We start from the raw sequence: 21905 nt of genomic DNA, 5'->3' as shown, positions 1-21905 counted from the left end.
GAGGGGGGACCCTCTTTATACATATTTCTTTCATACTCACGGCTTTAAAGGGAGGAATTTCGTGACACATTTGCTAGAGACGAAAAATCTTAGTGTATCTTTTGGTGAACATCAAGTTATTAAAGATGTAAATTTAACTGTCCAAAAAGGAAAACTCATTTCTATTATTGGGCCAAATGGTGCGGGGAAGACAACGGTATTTAATTTACTAAGTGGACAGATTTCACCCACAACAGGTGAAGTGTATTTTAAAGGGCAAGATATTACAAAACTATCGATTTCAGATCGAACACGCTTAGGAATCGGTCGCTCTTTTCAGCTTACAAACATATTCCCAGAATTAACGGTACTTGAAAATGTCCGTTTAAGTGTTCAATCATTCGTACAAGATTACTATAGTTTTTTCCCGAGTTCAGCAAAATTAAAGCAACAAGTTGGAGAGGCGAGACGTTTCTTAAAAACAGTATTACTTCATGAAAAAGAGAACGTATTAGCGAAAGATTTGGCACATGGAGAGAAAAGGAAGCTAGAACTTGCGATGTTATTAGCTTTAAAAACGGATGTGTTATTACTTGATGAGCCGACGGCAGGTATTTCGGTTGAGGAAGTCCCTGCTATATTACAAGTGATTGAAAATATTAAGAAACATCCCGAGAGCACAATTGTACTTATCGAACACAAAATGGATATGATACTAGGTTTGTCAGATCATCTTATCGTTTTATTTCATGGAGAGTTATTGGCTGAAGGATTGCCAGAAGAAATTATGAAAGATGAGCGTGTACAAAGTGCTTATTTAGGGGGATTATATAGTGGCACTATTACAAGTGAATAATATAGAAACGTATTTAGATCAGTTTCATATTTTGCAAGGAGTATCTCTTGCTGTTGAGAAAGGGACGATTACTGTACTGTTTGGTAGAAATGGGGCAGGGAAAACAACGACATTACGTTCAGTGATGGGGTTTCACCGCATTGCAGATGGTGAAATTTATTATGATAGTGCAAAAGTGAGTGGATTACCTACACATTTAATTTCAAGGAAAGGAATAGGGTATGTACCAGAAAATCAAGGTATTTTTCATGATTTGACAGTAGAAGAAACTTTCGCTCTTGCTAGGGGAAAAGGTGAGGAAGTAGAAGGGAAAATAGAGTGGATGCTGGAACTATTTCCGGATTTAAAGCAGTTTTGGAATAAGAAAAGTGGGCTCTTGAGCGGAGGGCAAAAGCAAATGTTGGCTATTTCAAGAGCGTTTATTAATAGTGATGGATTATTACTTATTGATGAACCGAGCAAAGGGCTATCCCCGATAATGGTGGAGAAATTAATGGTAGCTATTTTGAAGATGAAAGAGAAAACAACAGTTTTACTTGTTGAGCAAAATTTTATGATGGCCAGTCAAATTGGCGATTATTTTTACATTATGGATAACGGACGAATTGTTCATAACGGTTTTATGAATGAATTAAAAAAGGATAAGGAAATGTGTCATAAATATTTAGGAATCTCTTAACATGAATCCGAGGTGAAAAGGATGGATGTGTTAATCAATTTATTTGTAAATGGGATTTCAACAGGGATGCTCATTTTTTTGTTAGCATCAGGTCTTTCACTTATTTTTGGTTTAATGAGCGTTTTAAACTTTGCACACGGTGGTTTATTTGCATGGGGAGCATTTACAGGTGTTTGGTTATTTAATATGACAGGAAGTTATATATTAGCTTTAGTTGGAGCAGTAGCCATGGGAATGTTCCTAGGATTTATTTTAGAAAGGTTTCTTATTAGGCCGGTATATGGAAATCATGTTCGACAGCTGCTCGTTACGCTTGGAGGAATGCTCGTTCTTAGTGAGTGTATTAAAATATTTTGGGGGCCAAACCCTATTAGTGCAAAATTACCGTTATGGTTACAAGGAAGTTTTACATCCGGAGGTATTATATTAATTAAATATCGTCTATTTGTTATTTTGATTGGGATAATTATTTACATTGCACTACTACTATTACTCAAAAAGACGAAGATAGGTCTTATGATTCGTGCAGGTGTAATGGATAAAGAAATGGTTCAAGCGCTTGGTATTAATGTAAAAGCGATATTTTCTTTCGTCTTTTTATTAGGAGCAGGGATGGCAGCTTTGGGAGGATTCTTATTAGCACCGTATTCGGGCGTTATTTTCGCCGAGATGGGCATGCAGTATGCAATTTTAGCATTTATAGTAGTAATTATCGGTGGATTAGGAAGCGTACAAGGTTCAGCTATTGCTTCTTTAATTGTCGGATTAGCTGGTGCTTTTACAGCGTATTTTATACCAGATTTATCACTTGCAATTAATATGTTAATGTTACTATTTTTCTTAATAGTGAAGCCAACTGGACTTGTTGGTGAAAAGGGGTGAAATGGTGAACAACACATCGGACCGAATTAAAGTATACTTCGGAGTATGTATGCTCATTTGTTTAAGTGTATTTCCGTTCGTAAATGATTCACGGAGCCTGTTAATTTTGTTCACTCAAATCTTCATCTTTGCTATTTTTGCAATGAGTTTTGATGTATTGCTTGGGTATACAGGAATTGTATCGTTCGGTCATTGTATGTTCTTTGGGATAGGAGCATATGGGGTAGCGCTTTTATTTGATCGACAAGGCGTATCAATAACGAACTTTTTAATTGGAATAGTAGCTGCAATTATCGTTTCAGCAATCGTTAGTTATATAATTGGTTTGCTTTCTTTACGATTGAAAAGTCATTTTTATGCAATGTTAACACTTGCTATTTCACAGTTGTTTTTCGTACTTGCTGAAAAATGGCGTGGGCTTACTCACGGAGGAGATGGTTTTACATTTGGGGTACCAGAAATATTCCGTGATCGTTTTACTTTTTATTATGTATCACTTGTATGTTTATGCTTCATTTTTATTCTATTACGTCTTTTTACAAAGTCTTCTATTGGGAAAGTATTAAAGGCAATTTCACAAAATGAACAACGTGTTGAAGCACTTGGATATAAAGTCCTCCATTATAAAATAATCGCAAGTGTAGTCGCAGGAATAGTAGCTGCAATTAGCGGTGGTTTATTTGTTATTACATTGCGCTTTGTCAATACGACTGTATTTTCAATTGAAATGACACTAAATGCACTCTTAATGACAATGATTGGAGGAGTGGGAACATTAATTGGAGCTATTGCTGGGTCTGGGATTATTGAATCACTAAAATATTATTTATCAGAACTAGCGACGGAATATCCGATTTTTGAAAGATGGACGATTATTCTAGGTTTATTGTATATTATCGTGCTACTCGTTTTTCCGAAAGGATTGGTTGGGACGGTTAAGAAATTGAAGAGTTTTAAAAGGAATAAAAAGGAGAAAAGTACAGAAGTGGAGCAAAACGTGTGAAAAATCAATTGTATACAAAATAAAAATCCCTCTTTTATATTCGTTAAAGAGGGATTTTTATTTTGAAAAAAGTTTGTAATCAAAGTCATTTTATTAATCAAATAGTTCATCAGGGATATGCTTTATAAAGGTTTGATTCGTAAAAAAATGAACAGCTAAATTCTCAAGGGGAACATCTTCAATTATTACTAATGTATCATTTTTAATCGGTAAAAAAGCTATTCCTTTTCCATCAGCAATAAACTCTTCCATAAGCGAATAAGAATCCAACTGTTGAAGTTGTCGCTGAGATAGATTGTTTTCTTTTAGAAATTGTATTGTCTTATTCCTAAAAGGGCACTTTTTGTCATTGCTAACGAAGAAAATTTCTTTTGAATAATCAATGGTACATTTTTCTTTCGCTTTTAATAAGCCTACAGAAATTGAGGTTGTGAACACTTTTTTAAACGATGCGTCAGGATAATCCTCATAAGTTATGACCATATCAACTTTTTGTTGCTGCAGTAATTTTTGCAAATGACTACTACTTTCTACATATATTTGATAATTTCTGAAATTTACTTTAATACGCTTACTTAAATAATTTGTCAAAATAGATTGTGACGTCGCTATTATATAAGAAGAACCACTCGTTTTAATTTCATCTTTTACTTCTTCTAATAGAGTTAATATTTTATTCGTGTAATCTAATAAAATGTCACCAGCAGGTAACAAGGAAACACCTTTGTTATCTCTATGTAGTAAAGGCGTTTCTAATTCTTGTTCTAATTTTTTGATTCGCTCAGTTACGTTCGGTTGAACATATCCTAACTCTTTAGCAGCTTTACTAATAGAACCCTCACTGGCCACAGTTTTGAATATAATAAGATCATTTATTTCCATGTATCTCAGCCCCTTATGCACTATCATTATAAATGATACCAAACATAATTTATACCTATTTTACGTTAGCCGCTTATCGAGTTATCATAATGTATATAAGATTGAAAGCGAGTGATAAACATGATTGGAATGCAATATAAGGTCATTCTTCCAAAGGATTATGACATGGAAATTATTAAGAAAAGGGTAAAGGATAATGGCTATAAAACTGATGGTTTCCAAGAACTAAATTTTAAAGCTTATTTAATTACGGAAACGGAGAAAGACGGGAATTTTTATAACTGCTATGCACCTTTATATATTTGGAATGGTCATGAAGGGATGAATAAATTTATCTTTGAAGGGTATTACGATAACATTTTACAATCTTTTGGATGGCAACAAATACATATAGGTGTTCCATTAGTGGTTAATCTAAGTGATGGATTTAAGAAAAGTAGATATGTTGTTGAATATGCAGGAAGTATTTCTCAAAGTAAAACACTGATTGGGACTCAATTAAGCACTATGAATGAAGATGTACAAAACAACGAAAAGTGTTTAGGGAATGTAATCGTTTATAATCCGGATAAATGGGGATATAGTAGGTTTGAGTTTTATGAAGAGAAGCCTGATATTGTAGTGACTAAGGGTGTTACAGTATATGAGATTTTACACATTTCACGATGAAATTTTGTTGCATATAAAAAAATAAGAAAAGGAATGAAAGTCTATGCCTTTTGTGAAGATTTATTATTCTGAAAACATATTAAATGAAGAAGAGTTGGAAAAAATGGGTGAATGTATCCATCTTTCATTAATTGAACATTTTAACATCCCTGAAAATGATTATTTTCAAATGTTCTTACCTTACCAACAAAACAAATTTTTATATAATCCATATTATTTGTTGGAAAGAGGAGAAAAGAGAACAGAGAATATGATTTATGTTTCTATTACATGTGGACCGGGAAGAACGGTGCAACAGAAAAAAGATTTGTATCAATCTGTATCCTTAAAAATCCCGCAATATTCCGACGTTAAAGTTTCGGATATTTTTATTACACTAAATGAGACAGCTGCTGAAAACTGGTCATTTGGTCAAGGAATAGCACAAATGGTGAAAATAAAGGGAGAAAAAAATGAAGAATGAACTTATTGAAGTACAGATTAAAAAGAAAATGAGAGAAATGGCACCTGCATTTGCTCATTATAGTGAAAAGATATTATTTGAGGAAGTGTGGCGGGATGCCACTTTAACATTAAGAGAAAGAAGTTTGTGTACTGTGTCAGCACTAATCAGTCTCGGTAATACAGAACAATTACAATTTCATCTGAAGCTAGCTAAACAAAATGGGGTTATGGAGAATGAATTGGTTGCATTAATAACACATATGGCTTTTTACGTTGGTTGGCCAAAAGCTATGGCAGCTTTAAATATAGTAATGCATGAAATGAAAAGTTAAGAATAATGATAAGTAAGAATTCATGTTTATATGAATTCTTACTTATCATTATTTATGCAATACTCTATCGCTATATTTATTACATTTTATCTTGCTTTTTTATCACTTGCGTAGTAAAGTGATAGTAAGATGAACGCTAGGAAGTGATGAAACATGCGTGATAATACGATAGGATCATTAATATGGTTACGTTTAATACGATTTACGAACCAAAGTAATCAAATGTCAAATGAGTTTTTAAAACGTTTTGATTTAACGACAGCTCAATTTGATGTGCTTTTGCAAATACGTACGTATCAACCACTCACACAAATGGAGTTAGCTGAAAAGGTAACTGTTACACAAGGTGGCATTTCTCGAATGTTAACTCGTCTTGAAAAAGAAGGATATATTGTACGAAAACAAGATTGGAAAACGAAAACAATTAGTCTTACAGAGCAAGGAGAAGCTGCTTTAGAGAGAGCATTGCCAGAGCAACTTGCATTTCAATCTTCGTTTTTTGATGATGTATTAAATGAAGAAGAGCAGAAAATATTATACGAGCTGATGACGAAAGTTCATAAGCATAGCGAAAAAAAAGAATTACCGCAAGAGTAATTTTTTTTACCTTATCAATTGACTAATCAAGTGATGAGGTAGGTAATACGGAGATATACTTGACTTACCAACGTTTTTAGAAGAAAAACTAATACTACATTATTAAAGGGGAGAGTAACTATGGAAAAATACCGTATAGATACAAGAAAAGGAATTGAGTTTGGGTTATATTCAATTGGCGATCATGTTTTAAATCCACATAATGGGGAGAAAATTACGCCAGAAAAAAGAATTCACGAACTAATTGAAACAGCTAAGTTAGCAGATGAGGCAGGGCTTGATGTGTTTGCTGTAGGCGAAAGTCATCAAACGCATTTTACAACGCAAGCTCATACAGTTATTTTAGGTGCGGTCGCGCAAGCTACGAAAAATATAAAAATTGCAAGTTCCGCAACGATATTAAGTACATCTGACCCAGTTCGAGTATATGAGGATTTCGCTACCATTGACTTGATTTCTAATGGTCGTGCTGAAATCGTAGCTGGTCGTGGATCTCGTATTGGAGGATATAGTTTACTTGGTTATGATGTGAATGATTATGAAGAGTTATTTGAAGAGAAGATGGATCTTTTATTAAAAATTAATAAAGAGGAACATGTAACATGGAATGGGCAGTTCAGAGCACCACTTGAGCATGCTTCAGTTATCCCTAGAGCTAAAAATAATAACCTGCCAATTTGGCGTGCGGTTGGTGGACCGCAAGCTAGTGCAATTAAAGCAGGACGTGCAGGTGTGCCAATGATGATAACAACACTTGGTGGTCCAGCAATTAACTTTAAAGTGTCAGTAGATGCTTACCGCGAGGCTGCTCAGCAAAGTGGATTTGATCCAGCTAGTTTACCAGTTGCGACAACGAGTTTATTTTATACGGCAAAAAATTCACAAGATGCACTTAGTGAATATTACCCTCACATTAATGCTGGTATGCTTACACTGCGCGGTGGTGGGTATCCGAAACAGCAATTTACAAATGCAATAGATTACCGCGATGCTTTAATGATTGGTAGCCCACAACAAATCATTGAGAAAATGCTTTACCAATATGAATTGTTTGGGCAACAACGCTTTATGGCACAAATTGATTTTGGCGGTGTACCATTTGATAAAATTGAGAAAAATATTGAATTAATTGCTACTGAAATATTACCAGCCGTTAGAAAACATACAGCAAAATAAATAAAAAAACTGGGAGTCTAATTGACTCTCAGTTTTTTATTTGTTATGGAAAAAATGACAAAAAAATGAACTTTTAGTCGAGGGAGAGGGAAGTTATTTTCTATTTTTGAATAACATTATTTCGAGTTTGAATTTTGAAAATACATTTTTCTCTTGACAAAAAATAAGCATTTATCGAGGGTAGTTTCGAGGACATTTTTTCGGTTGAAAGTCAAGTGTATGAAGAAAAAATGATTGTTTTATAGATATAAAAGTAAGCCGTATATTGAAAAAACACATTTTGCTAATGAAAAAAATCTGATTCAAAAAAATGACAAAAGACATATTTCAGACAAAATGATGTCAATAATACGTCAAAAATAACCTGAATTTACTATGCAGGTATATTATACAATTCGATTAACGAATAAAACACTACAGAAATAGTGAAAAGGTAAAAAATAGCATTACAATAGTTTGAAAAACTGAAACTTCATATTTTTCGACAATACATACAAAATGTTTTTGTCTTTTCGTATTTCTTAATAATTGAGTTTGATAAGATTGCTCAATTAACTTTTATTATAAAAACTATGAAGGAAGTGATTTTAGTATGGAAACGCTCGAATTGGCACGAATACAGTTCGCATCAACAACGATTTTCCATTACTTTTTTGTTCCGCTGTCAATTGGTTTAGCTTTTATTATTGCGATCATGCAAACGTTGTATGTGGTAAAAGGGCAAGAAGTATATAAGAAGATGGCAAAGTTTTGGACGCAATTATTCCTTATTAACTTTGCAGTAGGTGTAGTAACAGGTATTTTACAAGAATTTCAGTTTGGTATGAACTGGTCAACGTATTCACGTTTTGTAGGTGATGTATTTGGTCCCTCGCTTGCAATTGAAGGATTACTGGCATTTTTCATTGAGTCTACATTCCTAGGTTTATGGGTATTCGGTGAGGATAAATTACCGAAGCGAATTCACTTAATGTGTATTTGGCTCCTTTCAATTGGAACGATGTTATCAGCATTCTGGATTTTAACTGCAAGTGCATTTATGCAGTCACCTGTCGGGTATGAAATGGCAGCTGATGGTCGTGCACAAATGAATGATTTCTTAGCCATTATTCAAAACCCACAACTATGGGTACAATTCCCGCATACAATTACAGCAGCAATTGCAACAGGTGCATTCTTTATTGCGGGTGTAAGTGCATGGAAAATTACAAAAGGACAAGAAACTGTAGTATTTAAAAAATCTTTCCGCATTTCTATCATTGTTGGAACAATTACAACGGCGCTTGTATTATTCTTCGGTCATGCACAAGCGCAACAATTAATTAAGACACATCCAATGAAGATGGCGGCAGCTGAAGCGCTATGGAATACAAGTGAGGATCCAGCGCCATTTACAGTATTTTCGAAAATTGATACAGAGAAGAAAGAAAATTCGTTTGAAATTCAAATCCCTTATATGCTAAGTCTATTATCGTATGATAAGTTTAGCGGTCAAGTTGAAGGGATGAATCAAATTCAAAAACAATATGAAGAAAAATATGGACCTGGAGATTATATTCCTCCAGTGCATACAATGTTTTGGAGTTTTAGAGCGATGGTAATGAGTGGAACATTCATGCTTCTTCTAGGAGCTTACGGATGGTTCTTATCAAGAAAAGATCGTTTAGCTGAAAAAACGTGGTATTTAAAATTAATGGTGTATGCAATTTCTCTTCCATTCATCGGTAATACAGTAGGGTGGATTATGACTGAAATGGGTCGTCAACCTTGGGTTGTATTTGGTGTAATGAAAACAGAAGATGCTGTATCACCAAATGTAACATTCGGTGAAGTATTATTCTCACTTATTTCATTCACATCAATGTATTTAATTATGGGTGGAATTTGTGTGTACTTATTTGTTCGTACCATTAAGGGCCACAAGAATAAGAAAACGAAAAAGGATTATCAAAGCCATGATCCATTTGATAAGGAGGAAGAGTATGTTATCTCTTAATGAGTTATGGTTTTTAGTTATTGCAATCTTATTTGTTGGATTCTTTGTACTGGAAGGTTTCGACTTTGGGGTAGGAATGGTTTCGAGGTTTTTAGGAAAGAATGATTTTGAAAAACGAGTTTACTTAAATACAATAGGACCGTTCTGGCACGCGAATGAAGTATGGCTTGTTTGTGCTGGTGGAGCCATGTTTGCGGCATTTCCGCACTGGTATGCAACTTTATTTAGTGGTTTTTATATTCCGTTTGTATTTATGCTTCTTGCTTTAATTTTAAGAGGTGTTTCCTTTAAATTTCGTGCGAAAATAGATAATCATAAATGGAAGAGTGCGTGGGATTGGGGGATGTTTATTGGAAGTATGTTACCTCCTATCCTTTGGGGAGTTGCGATTGCAAACTTTATGATAGGTGTACCTATTGATGAGAGTAAAAATGTTGTAGGTGGATTCCTGCAATTACTTCATCCATTTGCGTTACTTGGGGGAGTAATGTTTCTCCTACTATGTATTGTTCACGGATTACAATTTCTTACGATACGTACAACTGGTAAATTGAGAGAACGTGCACGAATTGCTGCAATAAAAATTGCACCATTTTCATTAATTACACTTCTTGTTTTTGCTGGTGTGGGGTTATGGAAAACCGACATTTTCACTGCTCATGGAACAGAATGGATTATGGTACCAATCGGAGCTTTTGTAGCACTATTAGTGTCCACGTTATTAAATAAAAGAAGAAGAGATGGTTGGGCTTTCTTTATGACGAGTTTAACAATCATTTTACTAAGTGCGAGTGTATTTATCGGTATGTTCCCACGTGTTATGATTAGCTCTTTAGGAGCAATGAATGATTTGACAATTTACAACGCAGCATCAGGAGCTTATGCATTAAAACTTATGACTTACTTTGCGATTGCTATTTTGCCTTTCGTTATCGGAAGTCAAATATGGAGTTATTATGTATTTAGACAACCTGTTAAGTCAGACAACGATTTGGAGTACTAATGAAAAGAAAAAGAGGACTTCCGTCTTATCCCGGTAGCCGTATTTTATATGTAGCGTTAACTATTATTAGTATTTTAGAAGCTTTTAGTATTATTGCGCAAACAATCTTTTTAGCACGAGCTATTACGTTTTTATTTCATGGAGAGACAGTACAAACAATATTAAGTGAAATTGTTTATTTTGGTATCGCGTTTGCAGCGCGTAACATAGTAGTTCGAACATCACAAATATTAGTGGAACGTTTTGCCGAAAAAACAGGGTCGTTACTAAGAAAACAATTGATAGAGGCATATTTCACATTAGGTCCAAGGTATGTTCAAACTGTTGGAACGGGTCATCTGGTTACCTTATCAATTGAGGGGATTGAGAAATTTAAAACATATATTGAATTAACGATTCCTAAAATGATTAGAAGTAGTATCGTTCCAGGTCTAATTGTACTATATGTTTTTACGCTAGATATTGAGTCTGGAATCATTTTAGTTGTAACGATTCCTATCGTGATTATATTTATGATTCTTCTCGGATTAGCAGCGCAAAAAATGGCAGATAGTCAGTATGAGATATATCGTGTACTTTCGAACCATTTTGTAGATACGTTAAAAGGTTTAGAAACATTAAAGTATTTAGGGAAAAGTGAACAGCACGAAGGAAAGATTGAAAAAGTAAGTAAAAGATATAGAAAAGCAACGATGCGTACTTTGCGAGTTGCTTTTCTTTCTTCTTTTGCATTAGATTTCTTTACGAGTTTATCAATCGCGTTTGTGGCAGTTGGATTAGGGATACGTTTAATAGATGGAACGATTATACTATTACCAGCCCTTACAATTTTGATTTTAGCTCCGGAATATTTTCTGCCGATTAAACAAGTGGGAGCAAATTATCATGCGACATTAGATGGACAAATTGCGATGGAGCAAATAGAAGAGATTTTGCAACAACAAAAAGGAATACAAAAGAAAGATTTAAATGAAGATATAGTATGGAATGCCTCTAGTAGCTTGAAATTACAAGATATCAAAGTTAATAATGCTGAATCTGAAAAGGCTATATTAGAAGGGATTAATTTTACTTGGGAAGGTAACGGTGCTATTGGTGTTATTGGTGAAAGTGGTGCAGGGAAATCGACGTTAATCGACGTATTAGCAGGTTTTTTATCTTCTTCGAGTGGAAAGATGTTAGTAAATGGTGTAGAAGTTGATGGATCTACTCGTGAAGATTGGCAAAAAAATATTGCTTATATTCCGCAGCAACCCTATATATTTCCGCTTTCATTAAAGGATAATATTCGTTTTTATGAAACAAATGCAACAGATGAAGAAGTTGAAAGAGTTATTAATGAAGTCGGCCTTCGTTCACTCGTTACATCACTTCCAAATGGGATACACGAAAGAATTGGAGAAGGTGGACGTATGCTAAGTGGCGGACAAGAACAGCGTGTTGCTATGGCGCGTGCGCTTTTAAGTAAAAAACCAATCATTTTATTAGATGAGCCTACGGCACATCTTGATATTGAAACCGAATTTGAAATAAAGCAAGCGATGTTACGTCTATTTAATGGAAAGTTAGTATTTTTAGCAACTCACCGTCTACATTGGATGAAACAAATGGACCATATCCTTATTTTAAATAAAGGGGAAATGAAAGAAAGTGGGACGTATGAAGAACTTTTAGAGAATGAGACATTACATTTCCATAGGGAAGAGAGGGGAGAGAAATGAGTAACTGGGTTAAACCTTATATAAAACAAAATAAAGGTAGAATGACTTTAACTATTTTCCTTGGTCTTCTTGGAGTTAGTTCAGGAGCGATGTTACTTTTTATTTCAGGTTATTTAATCTCAAAATCTGCCCTTAGACCAGAAAATGTAATGGCTGTATATGTTCCTATTGTTGCAACAAGAGCGTTTAGTATAGGGCAAGCTGTGTTTCATTATATAGAGCGCTTAGTCGGACATGATGTCGTACTACGTATATTAGAAAAAATGAGAACGAAGCTATATAGAATAGTAGAACCACAGGCGTTATTTTTCCGTTCTCGATTTCAAACGGGTGATATGTTAGGAGTGTTATCCGAAGATATAGAGCATTTGCAAAACCTATATTTACGTACAATATTTCCTAGTATATTAGCGCTAGTTGTTTATAGTATCTTCGTACTTGTTATCGGTGCATTTGACCTTGTGTTTGCACTTATTGTAGGTTGTATGTTAGCTATTATCGTGTTTCTTCTTCCATTTGTATCATTACTTTTGATGAAGAAACATCATGTTACTTTAAAGCAAGGCAGAAGCCGTTTGTATCAACAACTGACAGATGCTGTTTTTGGATTATCTGATTGGCAAGCAAGTGGTCGTAAAGATGAATTTATTAATGAGTATGTAAAACAAAATGATCAGTTGTTAAAAATCGAAAAGAGAGTGAAACGCTGGTATCATATTCGGGACAGTATCATTCAATTAGTAGTAGGTATTGTAGTTATTTCGATGATCATATGGACTGGGAATGGAGCGGCAAGTGAACAAATTGCTCCTACAGTTATCGCAGCTTTCGTATTAATGACTTTATCTGTAACGAACGCGCTTATTCCTATTGCAGATGCCATCGATCGAATACCGTCGTACGTAGAATCTACCCATCGTCTTAATGGCGTAGAAAGTGATAGTGTTTTACATGATGAAACGGATTTGCATGGAGAGAAAGATTATATTGAACCAAAACATGTAGATATTGAACTGAATCACGTATCGTATAGTTATCCAGATAGTAATGAGATTGTATTAAAAGATGTATCATTACAAATAAAAGCAGGGAAGAAAATTGCTATTTTAGGGAGAAGTGGGACAGGGAAATCTACTTTACTAAAATTGTTAACAGGGGCGTTAAGCCCAGTAAATGGCCAAGTTGTATTGAATGGTGAACGAGCTCATACGAATCTTTTATCTAAATATATTTCTGTATTAAATCAAAAGCCGCATTTGTTTGATACGACAATTGGAAATAATGTACGAATTGGCAAACCAGAGGCGACGGATGAAGAGATATGGAAAGCTTTAGAGAAAGCACAACTAGCTTCACATGTTACTTCTCTTCCAGACGGATTACAAACAAAAATGCATGAAATGGGAAAGCGGTTTTCTGGTGGGGAAAGACAAAGAGTTGCTTTTGCTAGAACTCTTATGCAAGAAACACCAATTATTGTACTTGATGAACCGACTATCGGTTTAGATCCAAAAACAGAATTGTCTTTAATTGAAACAATGTTTTCTGCAACGGAAGAAAAGACGGTTATTTGGATTACGCATCATCTTGTAGGAATAGAACATGTAGACGAAGTTATATTCCTTGATCGTGGCCAAATTGTCATGCAAGGTAGTCATAAACAACTTCTGAAAGAAAATGAAAAGTATCGTAAACTTTATGAGTTAGATAAAGGAATATGATTTGAATAAGCAATAATTGTAAAAATAGCTACGCCTAATGGTGGAGCTATTTTTTTGTTAGATTGAAGGTGTATATGATTGTTACGAATTAAAAATGAATTTCATATTATACATATAATGGAGGGGATGTACATGAAGGAGCAATATAAAATCATTGTTTTAAGTGATGAATTATCAGGGGATAGGATTCGAAATACATTAGACAAAAATAAATGTAAAACAATAGTTCATGTTGTAGACGTTTCAGATGTTGTTCGTATAGAAAGTTCTTTTCAATATATAGTCATTTGGAGAGTGGACGCAGAAAAACTTACAAATGACTTGATAAATAGGGGCGTGCAAAGTTCAAAAATTATTAATTTAACAAAATACATGTATGAATGGAAGGATAAATTAATTTCTATCTATCAAATAAATCCGGATCTTATGTCTTTATACATTTCTATGAAAAAAGCAAAGAGTGATCCGACGTATGAATTGTTTGCTACCGGTTTGTCTTATCCACATTGTGGCATAAGTACGGAGCTTCTCTCAAAAAAGTCAATAAAATTAACACTTCCATCGCAAGATCTATACTATGATTATTTAATAGCGTCACAACTTTTATCAAACAATCATTCATTTCAATATTGTTTAATAGGAATAGCCTATTTCTCGTTTTACTTTGATATGTCGTTATCATCTGAATCATATAGAATTCACAAAGTATATTATCCATTGTTTCAAGATGGTCATCATACTGTAGTTCACTCTCCTCTACCCACTGATGGATTCTCACATCTAAATACTCCGAAACCACTTCTTTCTATTTTTAATTTGCATTTTGAATATATTTTATTAGACGAACTAAAAGATGAATCATTGATACTGCCTTGGATAAATGCTGAATGGAATACTACTTCTCTTCATATTCCTTTTGAAGAACACGGGAAAATAAGAGCAGCTTCACATACTAAATTGGTGTATCCTCATACTTTAGTTGAAAATAAAATGATTTTTAAGAAATATTTAGAATTACTGTTGAAAAACGATATAAAGCCATTAATTGTTGTATTCCCTGTTACTTTACATTATTTCAATTGTAGTAGTAAGAAATTAAAAGAAGATTTTTATAAAGTTATAAATGAGTTTCAAACTCAATATTCTTTTCAAATCATAGACCTATTTGATTCGCCATTATTTTGTGAGGCTGATTTTTATGATAGTGATCATATGAATAAAAAAGGTGCAAATAAAATGTCCGCTTTATTAAATATGTTTATTCAGGAACGAAAAGTATGATATTTTGTTTCATGTTTGCATAAAAGTATATAGGCTCCATACAGTTAAAGTAATGTGATTTTTGTGTCGCGTATATAAATAATATGCGAAGAGGTGAGAGAGTTAAAATGAGAACTCGTATTGAAAGAACTGAAGAGGTGGTAGAGCAACTTCCATTGGTAAGTGTATTAATTCCTACGTATAATCGTCCTCACTACTTTGAAAAGGCTTTATGTAGTGTGTTAGAACAAACGTACCCTAATATAGAAATTATAGTTGGAGATGACAGCACGAATGACGAAACAGAAAAGATGTTACAAAAATATTTATGTAATCATTCAAATATTATTTATATAAAAAACAGATCAACTCTCGGACAGTTTGAAAATGCGTTAATGTTATTTCATGAAGCGAATGGTGAGTATATAAATTTTTTAATGGATGATGATATATTTCATGTGAATAAAATTGAAAAGATGATGAAGTACTTTTTCAATGATCTAGATAATGAAATTAAGCTAGTAACATCTCATCGTCAAGTAATTGATGATAAAGGGAAAGAACTACGACATATTTATTCAACTGTCCGTTTATTTGAAGAGGATACGATTATAGAGGGGACAGAATTAGGAAATAAGGTAATTGTGGAGCAAAAAAATTATATTGGAGAACCGACAACAGTTTTATTTCGTAAAAATGATTTGCAAGAACCGTATGGGATTTTTGATAAGAGGCGGTATTTATGTAACGTAGATATAGCTTCATGGTTATCTTTATTAAGTAAAGGAAAAGCAGTATATATAGCAGAGACACTTAGTTACTTTCGATTACATCCAGATCAACAGTTAAATGAATCTAATAAAATGATGGATGGGTTAGAAGATTTTTCACACAGTATTATAGCAGGAGAACAATATGGTTTCTTATCCACCGAAAAAGAGTTAGACAAAGCGATAACTAATTTTCTAGATTATGCAAGAAGGATAGTTCCATCATCCATATTATATACATTAGATTATTACCAAAAAATTAGAGAGAGGAAAATAAACATAGAAAAGAAAAAACAACATATAAATAATAATTCTTCTTTACCGAAAGTAAGTATACTTATTCCTGCGTACAATAGACCTTATTACTTGGAATTAGCACTCAACAGTGCTCTGAATCAAACATATGAAAATATAGAAATTATTATTTCTGACGACAGTACAAATAATGAAGTCAATGCTATGATTCAACCGTACTTACGTGAATATGAGTGTATTACATATGTTAAAAATGAAACGCCGTTAGTTGCCGAAAACTTTAATAAGTGTGTAGAACTTGCGGATGGGGACTATATAAACTTTTTATTAGATGATGATTTATTTCATCATGAAAAGATCGAGAGAATGATGCAATACTTTTTGACGTTAGAAAATATTTCATTTGTGACGTCATATCGTGAACTGATTGATGAGAATGGAGAGATATTACCACCTTCAACATTGAATATGAAAATCGCGAAAGAAACTACACTTTTTGAAGGAAAAGAATTAGGGAATTATATGTTAAAAAACTTAAAAAATGTAGTTGGTGAGCCGACAACTGTTTTATTTAATCGTGATTTGTTTGACGGGAAGTTTGGGTATTTTAAAGGAAAGGCTTATTCTGCTATTAATGACATTGCAACTTGGCTAGATATGATGAGGAAAGGAAAAGTAGTTTATATACAAGAACCTCTTAGTTATTTTAGACAACATAGTGGCCAAAATCAAAAACAAATGCATTTTATTTTAATGACAATTGAAGAGTGGATTGAATTAATTATAGATGCATATAATAGTGGATTTTTAAGCTCCGAAAGTGAGTATAAAGAGAGTTTATCTTATTGTTTAGAAAATGCGGGATTTATAGTTAAGGATGCAGTAAGAAATGGCGAACTAGATCAAATTTATAATGAAAAGATAAAAAAAGGATTAAACAAGTTAGTTGCTCATATGTTCGAGAAAGAATCTTGTTATTGTCAATATTGCAATAAACAATTTGAAAAATTTTCACCTTGGCCAGCGCATTATGATTTTCCAAAATACAAATTTGAGATGTGGAATAAAGATACAGGGATATGTCCAGTTTGTAATTCGATGGATCGTGAAAGATTGTATCGTGCGTACATTGAAACGGAAACGGACTTGTTAAATAGAAACTATACAATGCTTCATATTGCACCTGAAGCGAAGTTAAGAGATTGGTTTAACGAGTATAAAAATATTACGTATGTATGTGGTGACTTAGAACCAAAGGATCCATTAATGAAGGAAATTGATGTTACAAGGATTACATATGATAGTAATACTTTTGATGTAATATTATGTAGTCATGTGTTAGAACACGTTCCTGATGATGACAAAGCAATGCGAGAGTTATATAGAGTGTTAAAGCCAAATGGATGGGGAATTATTCAAGTACCAATCGTAATGAATGTAGATTTTATTGTAGAGAATGAATTAATTGTAACACCACAATTGAGGAAACTAGCTTTTGGTCAAGAAGATCATGTGAGAATTTATAATCAATCGGGATTTATTCAACGATTAATGAATGCAGGATTTAAGGTAGAATTATATAACATAGCAGAAAAACAAGGAATGAAAAGTGCTAGGAAATTTGGATTATCTGAAACAGATATGCTCTATATTGTCCGAAAATGATAGGAAGGAATAGATAGATATGGAGAATATTCCTTTTTTACGTGCTTCAACTGTACCTGTAAGTGAGTATTTGGACGAATTGAAGGAAATTGATACATCTCACATATATACGAATTATGGACCTATAAATCAACGTTTTGAGGAAACAATTATGTCGTCATTTTTTCAAAACAGGGGAGCTGTTACAACAGTAGCAAACGCAACGTTAGGGTTAATGGCGGCTATTCAACTAAAGAAAAGAAGAAAGGGAAAGTATGCTCTCATGCCTAGCTTTACATTCCCTGCGACTGCCTTAGCCGCTATTTGGTGTGGATTGGAACCTTACTTTATTGATATTTCAATAGATGATTGGTATATGGATAAAACGGTACTTTTGGATAAGATAGAAGAATTAAAAGAAGAGGTTGCGATTGTTGTCCCATACGCCACCTTTGGATCATGGATGAACTTAGAAGAATATGAAGAATTAGAGAAGAAGGGGATTCCGGTTGTCGTAGATGCGGCGCCGGGATTTGGATTAATGAATGGAGGGGTGCATTACGGTCAAGATTTTAGTGGAATGATCGTATATAGCTTTCATGCAACAAAGCCGTTCGGAATTGGTGAAGGAGGGCTCATATATAGTAAAAACGAAGAAGATATACAACGTATTAAAAGAATGGGGAATTTCGGATTTGATAAAAATCGTGAATGCACGATGATGGGGTTTAATTGTAAAATGTCTGAATACGCAGCAGCTATTGGGATTGCGACTGTAAAAAAGTGGGATCAAAAATTAAAAGAACGCACCCGTATTTCTGAATGGTATAAACAGTTGTTACAAAATACTGGGTTAATGAAAAAAGGGTGGGAAGTCCAAAAGACAGAAGCAGTTATTCACCAATTTATGCCTATCATCTGTCCAGAAGAAGTTCGCAACATACAAGTAATAGAAGAACTGAAAAAACAGAAAATAGAAGCTAGATTATACTTTTCACCATCTTGCCACCAACAAGTTCTTTTTAAAAACTATAAGTCTACAGATTTAACAAAAACGAATAAAATAGCAAAACGAATCGTAAGTTTACCTTTATGGGAAGGAATGACGAAAGAACTAGTAGAGCAAATTGTAATCTGTTTAGAGCAGAAGGTGGTGTCGGTAGATGAATAGTTTTTATAGTCAAGAAGAACTAAAGAAAATTGGATTTTTATCTGTTGGGAAAAATGTATTGGTTAGTAAAAAAGCAAGTATATATAATCCGAGTGCTATATCAGTTGGCAATCATGTAAGAATTGATGATTTTTGCATTTTAAGTGGTAAAATCACAATTGGAAGTTATTCGCACATATCAGCGTATACAGCGTTATATGGAGGGGAAGTTGGGATTGAAATGCATGATTTTGCAAACATCTCAGCTAAAACAATCGTATATGCAGTACTTGATGATTTCAGTGGAAATACATTAATGGGGCCAACCGTCCCGAATCAATATAGGAATGTGAAAGCAGAAAAAGTTATTTTAAAAAAACATGTGATTATTGGTGCTAATTCTATTATTTTTCCAAATGTAACGGTAGGAGAAGGAACGGCAGTCGGCGCGATGAGTATGGTAAAAGAGAGTTTAGATGATTGGTATATTTACGCTGGAGTTCCCGTAAGGAAAGTAAAACCTCGTCAAAAAAAGATGCTAGAGTTAGAAATTGATTTTTTAAAAAGCATTCATTCTTAACAAAAAAGAATGAATGCTTTTTATTTTTATCCCGCTATTTGCTGGTAAAGATTCGACTGGTGAGGGCTAATTAAAGTTTCACTTTATGATAGAGCGGAGTGTATCTTAACTTATTATGTTTTAAATTTTGCTGACCAAGGCAATACTGAGCCATAGTGAATGTAAAGTTGGAGGGCGAGCGTATATGTTTGATGAGGATGGGATTGTTTTAATTATGGAACCAGCTGATGAAAGAAACTTGAGGAGATTTATTTTTTCAGTGCCAAAGTCAGTGTATGAAAAGAAGGGGCTTACATTACACTATGGAACAGCTATAGGACAAGGATATATGGATATAATTGAAGATATTATAAGCGTACATATAGAAATAGATGTTGTAACGATAATAGGGCATGTAAGAGGATAAATAGCTATTTGAAAAAGGTTATAAACAATTTAGCTAGAAGTTATGTATAGAGAAAATTACAGACAATGATAAAGACGAAGGGAGTCTAAAATGAAAATAAAATCAATTTTATTAGTATTTATAGTTTCAATTGGTTTAATGGGATGTTCAATAGTGGAAGAAGGAAAGAACTCCATAGATTATGCTCAAAAGGCGACAGACTATGTAAATGAAATAAGTGCATTTGCAAACGATGCACCAGCATTAGCAGAAAAGGCCGTTAATGATAGCGAGGCTCGAAAAGAATTAGAAACGAAGCTTAGTGAAATTAAACAAGATATACCCGCATTCAATGAATTAACGCCACCTGATGTAGCAAAGGATCTTCATCAACAAATCGTCGGATATAACGAAAAGTTAAATACGTTAATTGATACGGCGATGACAAAGATAGAAGAAGGAAAAGTGGATGTAGAGCAATTTAAAAACTCAGAGCTTATGCAGACGGTAGATCAAGTTCGAGATTTGAAAGATAAGGTGCAAAATTTAGGTCAATAGTAAAAAGCTCCGTTTGTGATAAACGGAGCTTTTTATTATTGGATACAATAAACGATTACACCAACGATAATAATAGCTGCACCAAGTAAATGATTCCACTAAATCGTATCTCCAAATAGAAATACTGACCAAAGCATTGACCATAGTATAATAATCCCGCGATGTGAATATGCTTTTGAAATTTCGAAATGTTTAATTACTTGTTGCCATAAAATTGCATATCCGAATAAAAGTACAACTAGTCCGAAATAAGCAACAAAAAATGAGATGGAAGCAATGGGAAACTTAGCTGCATGGATTTTATTGTAAAACAATAGAAGCCATGCATTCATTTTTTCCAAGGTTCTACAATATGTATTGTTTTATTTGTTGCATCCAACTCTACTTGAACACCGATAGGTATAGTAATCATTGGATGTGTATGACAACAATCGAAGTCAGCTAGAAAAGGAATTTTTTGATTTTGAAGTACTTCTAACAGTATTTCAAAAGGTTTTCGATTTGTACCACAATCATCAAATTGCTCATGTTTTCCAAGAATGATAGCTGAAATTTTATCGAATACACCGTTAATTTTAAGGAATGAAAAGCTTCTTTCGATAGTAGCTGCATCTTTTGAACTGTCCTCAATAAAGAGAATATCGCCTTCTTGAATATGTGGCATATAGGGGCTAGCCCAAATTCCTTGTATCGTGTTTAAATTCCCGCCAATAATACGACCAGTAGCTTTTCCGTCAATTACTGAAATCCAATTGTTTGGTCGAAGTTCTTTCTCCTTAGTCTTTTCTTCCCAATTAATAAATTCATCTGACCAAAATAATGGTTGTTTTATATGATAAGGAAGAGATTGATGATGTAGTAAAGTTTCTGCAAAATATTTGTATGTACAATTAACAAAAGGTTCAAATTCGCCAAAGGAAGGGACGAGAGCTGGCCCATAAAATGTAGGGATTCCTGTTTTAGCATAAATTCCTAGTAATAAAGCAGTTGCATCTGAATATCCAATCATTATTTTAGGGTTATTTAGAAAAGCATCATAATCAATATAAGGTAATATTGAATTTGAATTCATCCCACCAATTGTTGACATAATACAAGAAATATTAGGGTTTCTTATCAAGGCATTTAGTTCATCAGCACGCTCCTGTATACTACCAGAACGATAAAAATCATATCGACCTGTTAATGAACCTTCTAATATATGAAACCCTTTCTGTTGTAAGTAAGATTTTGCTCGTTCAAATCTATTTGGGGAAGTGTAGGTTACTGGTGAAGAAGGGGAGTAGATCCCAATTGTGTCTCCATATTTTAATGATTTTGGAAGTAGCATTTGTATGAATCCCTTCTATTAAATAGTTTATTT

General features: G+C 33.7%; 21 protein-coding genes and 1 pseudogene. 19 read left to right on the top strand and 3 right to left on the bottom strand.

Features of this window, described 5'->3' with window-relative positions:
- The first annotated feature begins 61 nt into the window (after nt 1-61).
- From MRP26_RS02405 to MRP26_RS02390, 4 genes are read left to right on the top strand one after another with little or no spacing between them, the layout of a single operon-like run.
- Entirely contained in the window at nt 62-835 is a 774-nt protein-coding gene (locus MRP26_RS02405) for an ABC transporter ATP-binding protein (protein ID WP_242805942.1), read from the top strand.
- Nucleotides 813-1514: an ABC transporter ATP-binding protein gene (locus tag MRP26_RS02400; protein ID WP_001196696.1), complete on the top strand. Its 702-nt coding sequence runs from the start codon at nt 813-815 to the stop codon at nt 1512-1514. Before MRP26_RS02405 ends, MRP26_RS02400 begins: the two co-directional genes overlap by 23 nt.
- 21 nt (nt 1515-1535) lie before the next feature.
- The gene (locus MRP26_RS02395) at nt 1536-2396 is read left to right on the top strand and encodes a branched-chain amino acid ABC transporter permease (protein ID WP_000382788.1); all 861 of its coding nucleotides are present in this window, start codon (nt 1536-1538) and stop codon (nt 2394-2396) included.
- Nucleotides 2397-2445: 49 nt separating this feature from the next.
- Nucleotides 2446-3399, top strand: a complete 954-nt coding sequence (locus tag MRP26_RS02390; protein WP_002083259.1) for a branched-chain amino acid ABC transporter permease — start codon at nt 2446-2448, stop codon at nt 3397-3399.
- A gap of 93 nt (nt 3400-3492) precedes the next feature.
- Here MRP26_RS02390 and MRP26_RS02385 read toward each other — a convergent pair whose 3' ends face one another.
- Nucleotides 3493-4281 (bottom strand): LysR family transcriptional regulator, encoded by a 789-nt coding sequence (locus MRP26_RS02385; RefSeq protein WP_000404994.1) that lies wholly within the window; start codon nt 4279-4281, stop codon nt 3493-3495.
- Nucleotides 4282-4401: 120 nt separating this feature from the next.
- On the opposite strand from MRP26_RS02385, the gene MRP26_RS02380 reads away from it, so the two are divergent.
- From MRP26_RS02380 to MRP26_RS02310, 15 genes are all read left to right on the top strand, one after another.
- A complete protein-coding gene (locus tag MRP26_RS02380) occupies nt 4402-4950 on the top strand; it encodes a DUF4865 family protein (RefSeq protein ID WP_053564740.1) in 549 nt (182 codons plus the stop codon).
- Nucleotides 4951-4993: 43 nt separating this feature from the next.
- Nucleotides 4994-5413: a tautomerase family protein gene (locus tag MRP26_RS02375; RefSeq protein WP_078400347.1), complete on the top strand. Its 420-nt coding sequence runs from the start codon at nt 4994-4996 to the stop codon at nt 5411-5413.
- The gene (locus MRP26_RS02370) at nt 5403-5726 is read left to right on the top strand and encodes a carboxymuconolactone decarboxylase family protein (RefSeq protein WP_053564738.1); all 324 of its coding nucleotides are present in this window, start codon (nt 5403-5405) and stop codon (nt 5724-5726) included. Before MRP26_RS02375 ends, MRP26_RS02370 begins: the two co-directional genes overlap by 11 nt.
- A 153-nt stretch (nt 5727-5879) precedes the next feature.
- On the top strand, nt 5880-6323 hold the full coding sequence (locus MRP26_RS02365; protein ID WP_001205523.1) for a MarR family winged helix-turn-helix transcriptional regulator: 444 nt from the start codon (nt 5880-5882) through the stop codon (nt 6321-6323).
- 120 nt (nt 6324-6443) lie between these two features.
- Nucleotides 6444-7499, top strand: a complete 1056-nt coding sequence (locus MRP26_RS02360; protein WP_242805941.1) for an LLM class flavin-dependent oxidoreductase — start codon at nt 6444-6446, stop codon at nt 7497-7499.
- Nucleotides 7500-8091: 592 nt separating this feature from the next.
- On the top strand, nt 8092-9495 hold the full coding sequence (gene cydA / locus MRP26_RS02355) for a cytochrome ubiquinol oxidase subunit I (protein WP_000448869.1): 1404 nt from the start codon (nt 8092-8094) through the stop codon (nt 9493-9495).
- A complete protein-coding gene (gene cydB / locus MRP26_RS02350; RefSeq protein WP_069355425.1) occupies nt 9482-10498 on the top strand; it encodes a cytochrome d ubiquinol oxidase subunit II in 1017 nt (338 codons plus the stop codon). Before cydA ends, cydB begins: the two co-directional genes overlap by 14 nt.
- On the top strand, nt 10498-12219 hold the full coding sequence (cydD, locus tag MRP26_RS02345; protein WP_242805939.1) for a thiol reductant ABC exporter subunit CydD: 1722 nt from the start codon (nt 10498-10500) through the stop codon (nt 12217-12219). The genes cydB and cydD overlap by 1 nt, the downstream gene beginning before the upstream one ends.
- The gene (gene cydC / locus MRP26_RS02340) at nt 12216-13940 is read left to right on the top strand and encodes a thiol reductant ABC exporter subunit CydC (protein WP_000073638.1); all 1725 of its coding nucleotides are present in this window, start codon (nt 12216-12218) and stop codon (nt 13938-13940) included. The genes cydD and cydC overlap by 4 nt, the downstream gene beginning before the upstream one ends.
- 132 nt (nt 13941-14072) lie before the next feature.
- Nucleotides 14073-15221 carry a hypothetical protein gene (locus MRP26_RS02335; RefSeq protein WP_069355428.1) on the top strand — a complete coding sequence of 383 codons (1149 nt, stop codon included), beginning with the start codon at nt 14073-14075 and terminating at the stop codon, nt 15219-15221.
- Nucleotides 15222-15328: 107 nt separating this feature from the next.
- Nucleotides 15329-17890 carry a glycosyltransferase gene (locus MRP26_RS02330; protein WP_197241797.1) on the top strand — a complete coding sequence of 854 codons (2562 nt, stop codon included), beginning with the start codon at nt 15329-15331 and terminating at the stop codon, nt 17888-17890.
- Between the two features lie 19 nt (nt 17891-17909).
- Nucleotides 17910-19040, top strand: a complete 1131-nt coding sequence (locus MRP26_RS02325; protein ID WP_197241795.1) for an aminotransferase class I/II-fold pyridoxal phosphate-dependent enzyme — start codon at nt 17910-17912, stop codon at nt 19038-19040.
- Complete coding sequence (locus tag MRP26_RS02320) at nt 19033-19599, top strand: acyltransferase (RefSeq protein ID WP_001084185.1); 567 nt, start codon at nt 19033-19035, stop codon at nt 19597-19599. Before MRP26_RS02325 ends, MRP26_RS02320 begins: the two co-directional genes overlap by 8 nt.
- Nucleotides 19600-19783: 184 nt before the next feature.
- Nucleotides 19784-20005 carry a hypothetical protein gene (locus MRP26_RS02315; protein WP_000459099.1) on the top strand — a complete coding sequence of 74 codons (222 nt, stop codon included), beginning with the start codon at nt 19784-19786 and terminating at the stop codon, nt 20003-20005.
- A 90-nt stretch (nt 20006-20095) separates the two neighbouring features.
- Nucleotides 20096-20542, top strand: a complete 447-nt coding sequence (locus MRP26_RS02310; RefSeq protein WP_000695203.1) for a DUF6376 family protein — start codon at nt 20096-20098, stop codon at nt 20540-20542.
- Between the two features lie 101 nt (nt 20543-20643).
- On the opposite strand, the pseudogene MRP26_RS02305 reads toward MRP26_RS02310, so the two are convergent.
- Nucleotides 20644-20874 (bottom strand): annotated as a pseudogene (locus tag MRP26_RS02305) (hypothetical protein); the annotation flags it as partial.
- Nucleotides 20871-21872, bottom strand: a complete 1002-nt coding sequence (locus tag MRP26_RS02300; RefSeq protein WP_069355431.1) for a S66 family peptidase — start codon at nt 21870-21872, stop codon at nt 20871-20873. The pseudogene MRP26_RS02305 and the gene MRP26_RS02300, both read right to left, overlap by 4 nt.
- Between the last annotated feature and the right edge of the window lie 33 nt (nt 21873-21905).

This window comes from Bacillus sp. CCB-MMP212 (assembly GCF_022748145.1).
GTDB classification, from domain to species: Bacteria; Bacillota; Bacilli; order Bacillales; family Bacillaceae_G; genus Bacillus_A; species Bacillus_A cereus.
This window is presented reverse-complemented; position numbering and strand designations above follow the sequence as displayed.

Excerpts from the sequence above, each read along its gene's own strand:
- MRP26_RS02395 (WP_000382788.1), top strand. The coding sequence starts at position 1,536 with ATGGATGTGTTAATCAATTTATTTGTAAATGGGATTTCAACAGGGATG.
- MRP26_RS02390 (WP_002083259.1), top strand. The coding sequence starts at position 2,446 with ATGCTCATTTGTTTAAGTGTATTTCCGTTCGTAAATGATTCACGGAGC.
- MRP26_RS02385 (WP_000404994.1), bottom strand. The coding sequence starts at position 4,281 with ATGGAAATAAATGATCTTATTATATTCAAAACTGTGGCCAGTGAGGGT.
- MRP26_RS02380 (WP_053564740.1), top strand. The coding sequence starts at position 4,402 with ATGATTGGAATGCAATATAAGGTCATTCTTCCAAAGGATTATGACATG.
- MRP26_RS02375 (WP_078400347.1), top strand. The coding sequence starts at position 4,994 with ATGCCTTTTGTGAAGATTTATTATTCTGAAAACATATTAAATGAAGAA.
- MRP26_RS02370 (WP_053564738.1), top strand. The coding sequence starts at position 5,403 with ATGAAGAATGAACTTATTGAAGTACAGATTAAAAAGAAAATGAGAGAA.
- MRP26_RS02365 (WP_001205523.1), top strand. The coding sequence starts at position 5,880 with ATGCGTGATAATACGATAGGATCATTAATATGGTTACGTTTAATACGA.
- MRP26_RS02360 (WP_242805941.1), top strand. The coding sequence starts at position 6,444 with ATGGAAAAATACCGTATAGATACAAGAAAAGGAATTGAGTTTGGGTTA.
- cydA (WP_000448869.1), top strand. The coding sequence starts at position 8,092 with ATGGAAACGCTCGAATTGGCACGAATACAGTTCGCATCAACAACGATT.
- cydB (WP_069355425.1), top strand. The coding sequence starts at position 9,482 with ATGTTATCTCTTAATGAGTTATGGTTTTTAGTTATTGCAATCTTATTT.
- cydD (WP_242805939.1), top strand. The coding sequence starts at position 10,498 with ATGAAAAGAAAAAGAGGACTTCCGTCTTATCCCGGTAGCCGTATTTTA.
- cydC (WP_000073638.1), top strand. The coding sequence starts at position 12,216 with ATGAGTAACTGGGTTAAACCTTATATAAAACAAAATAAAGGTAGAATG.
- MRP26_RS02335 (WP_069355428.1), top strand. The coding sequence starts at position 14,073 with ATGAAGGAGCAATATAAAATCATTGTTTTAAGTGATGAATTATCAGGG.
- MRP26_RS02330 (WP_197241797.1), top strand. The coding sequence starts at position 15,329 with ATGAGAACTCGTATTGAAAGAACTGAAGAGGTGGTAGAGCAACTTCCA.
- MRP26_RS02325 (WP_197241795.1), top strand. The coding sequence starts at position 17,910 with ATGGAGAATATTCCTTTTTTACGTGCTTCAACTGTACCTGTAAGTGAG.
- MRP26_RS02320 (WP_001084185.1), top strand. The coding sequence starts at position 19,033 with ATGAATAGTTTTTATAGTCAAGAAGAACTAAAGAAAATTGGATTTTTA.
- MRP26_RS02315 (WP_000459099.1), top strand. The coding sequence starts at position 19,784 with ATGTTTGATGAGGATGGGATTGTTTTAATTATGGAACCAGCTGATGAA.
- MRP26_RS02310 (WP_000695203.1), top strand. The coding sequence starts at position 20,096 with ATGAAAATAAAATCAATTTTATTAGTATTTATAGTTTCAATTGGTTTA.
- MRP26_RS02300 (WP_069355431.1), bottom strand. The coding sequence starts at position 21,872 with ATGCTACTTCCAAAATCATTAAAATATGGAGACACAATTGGGATCTAC.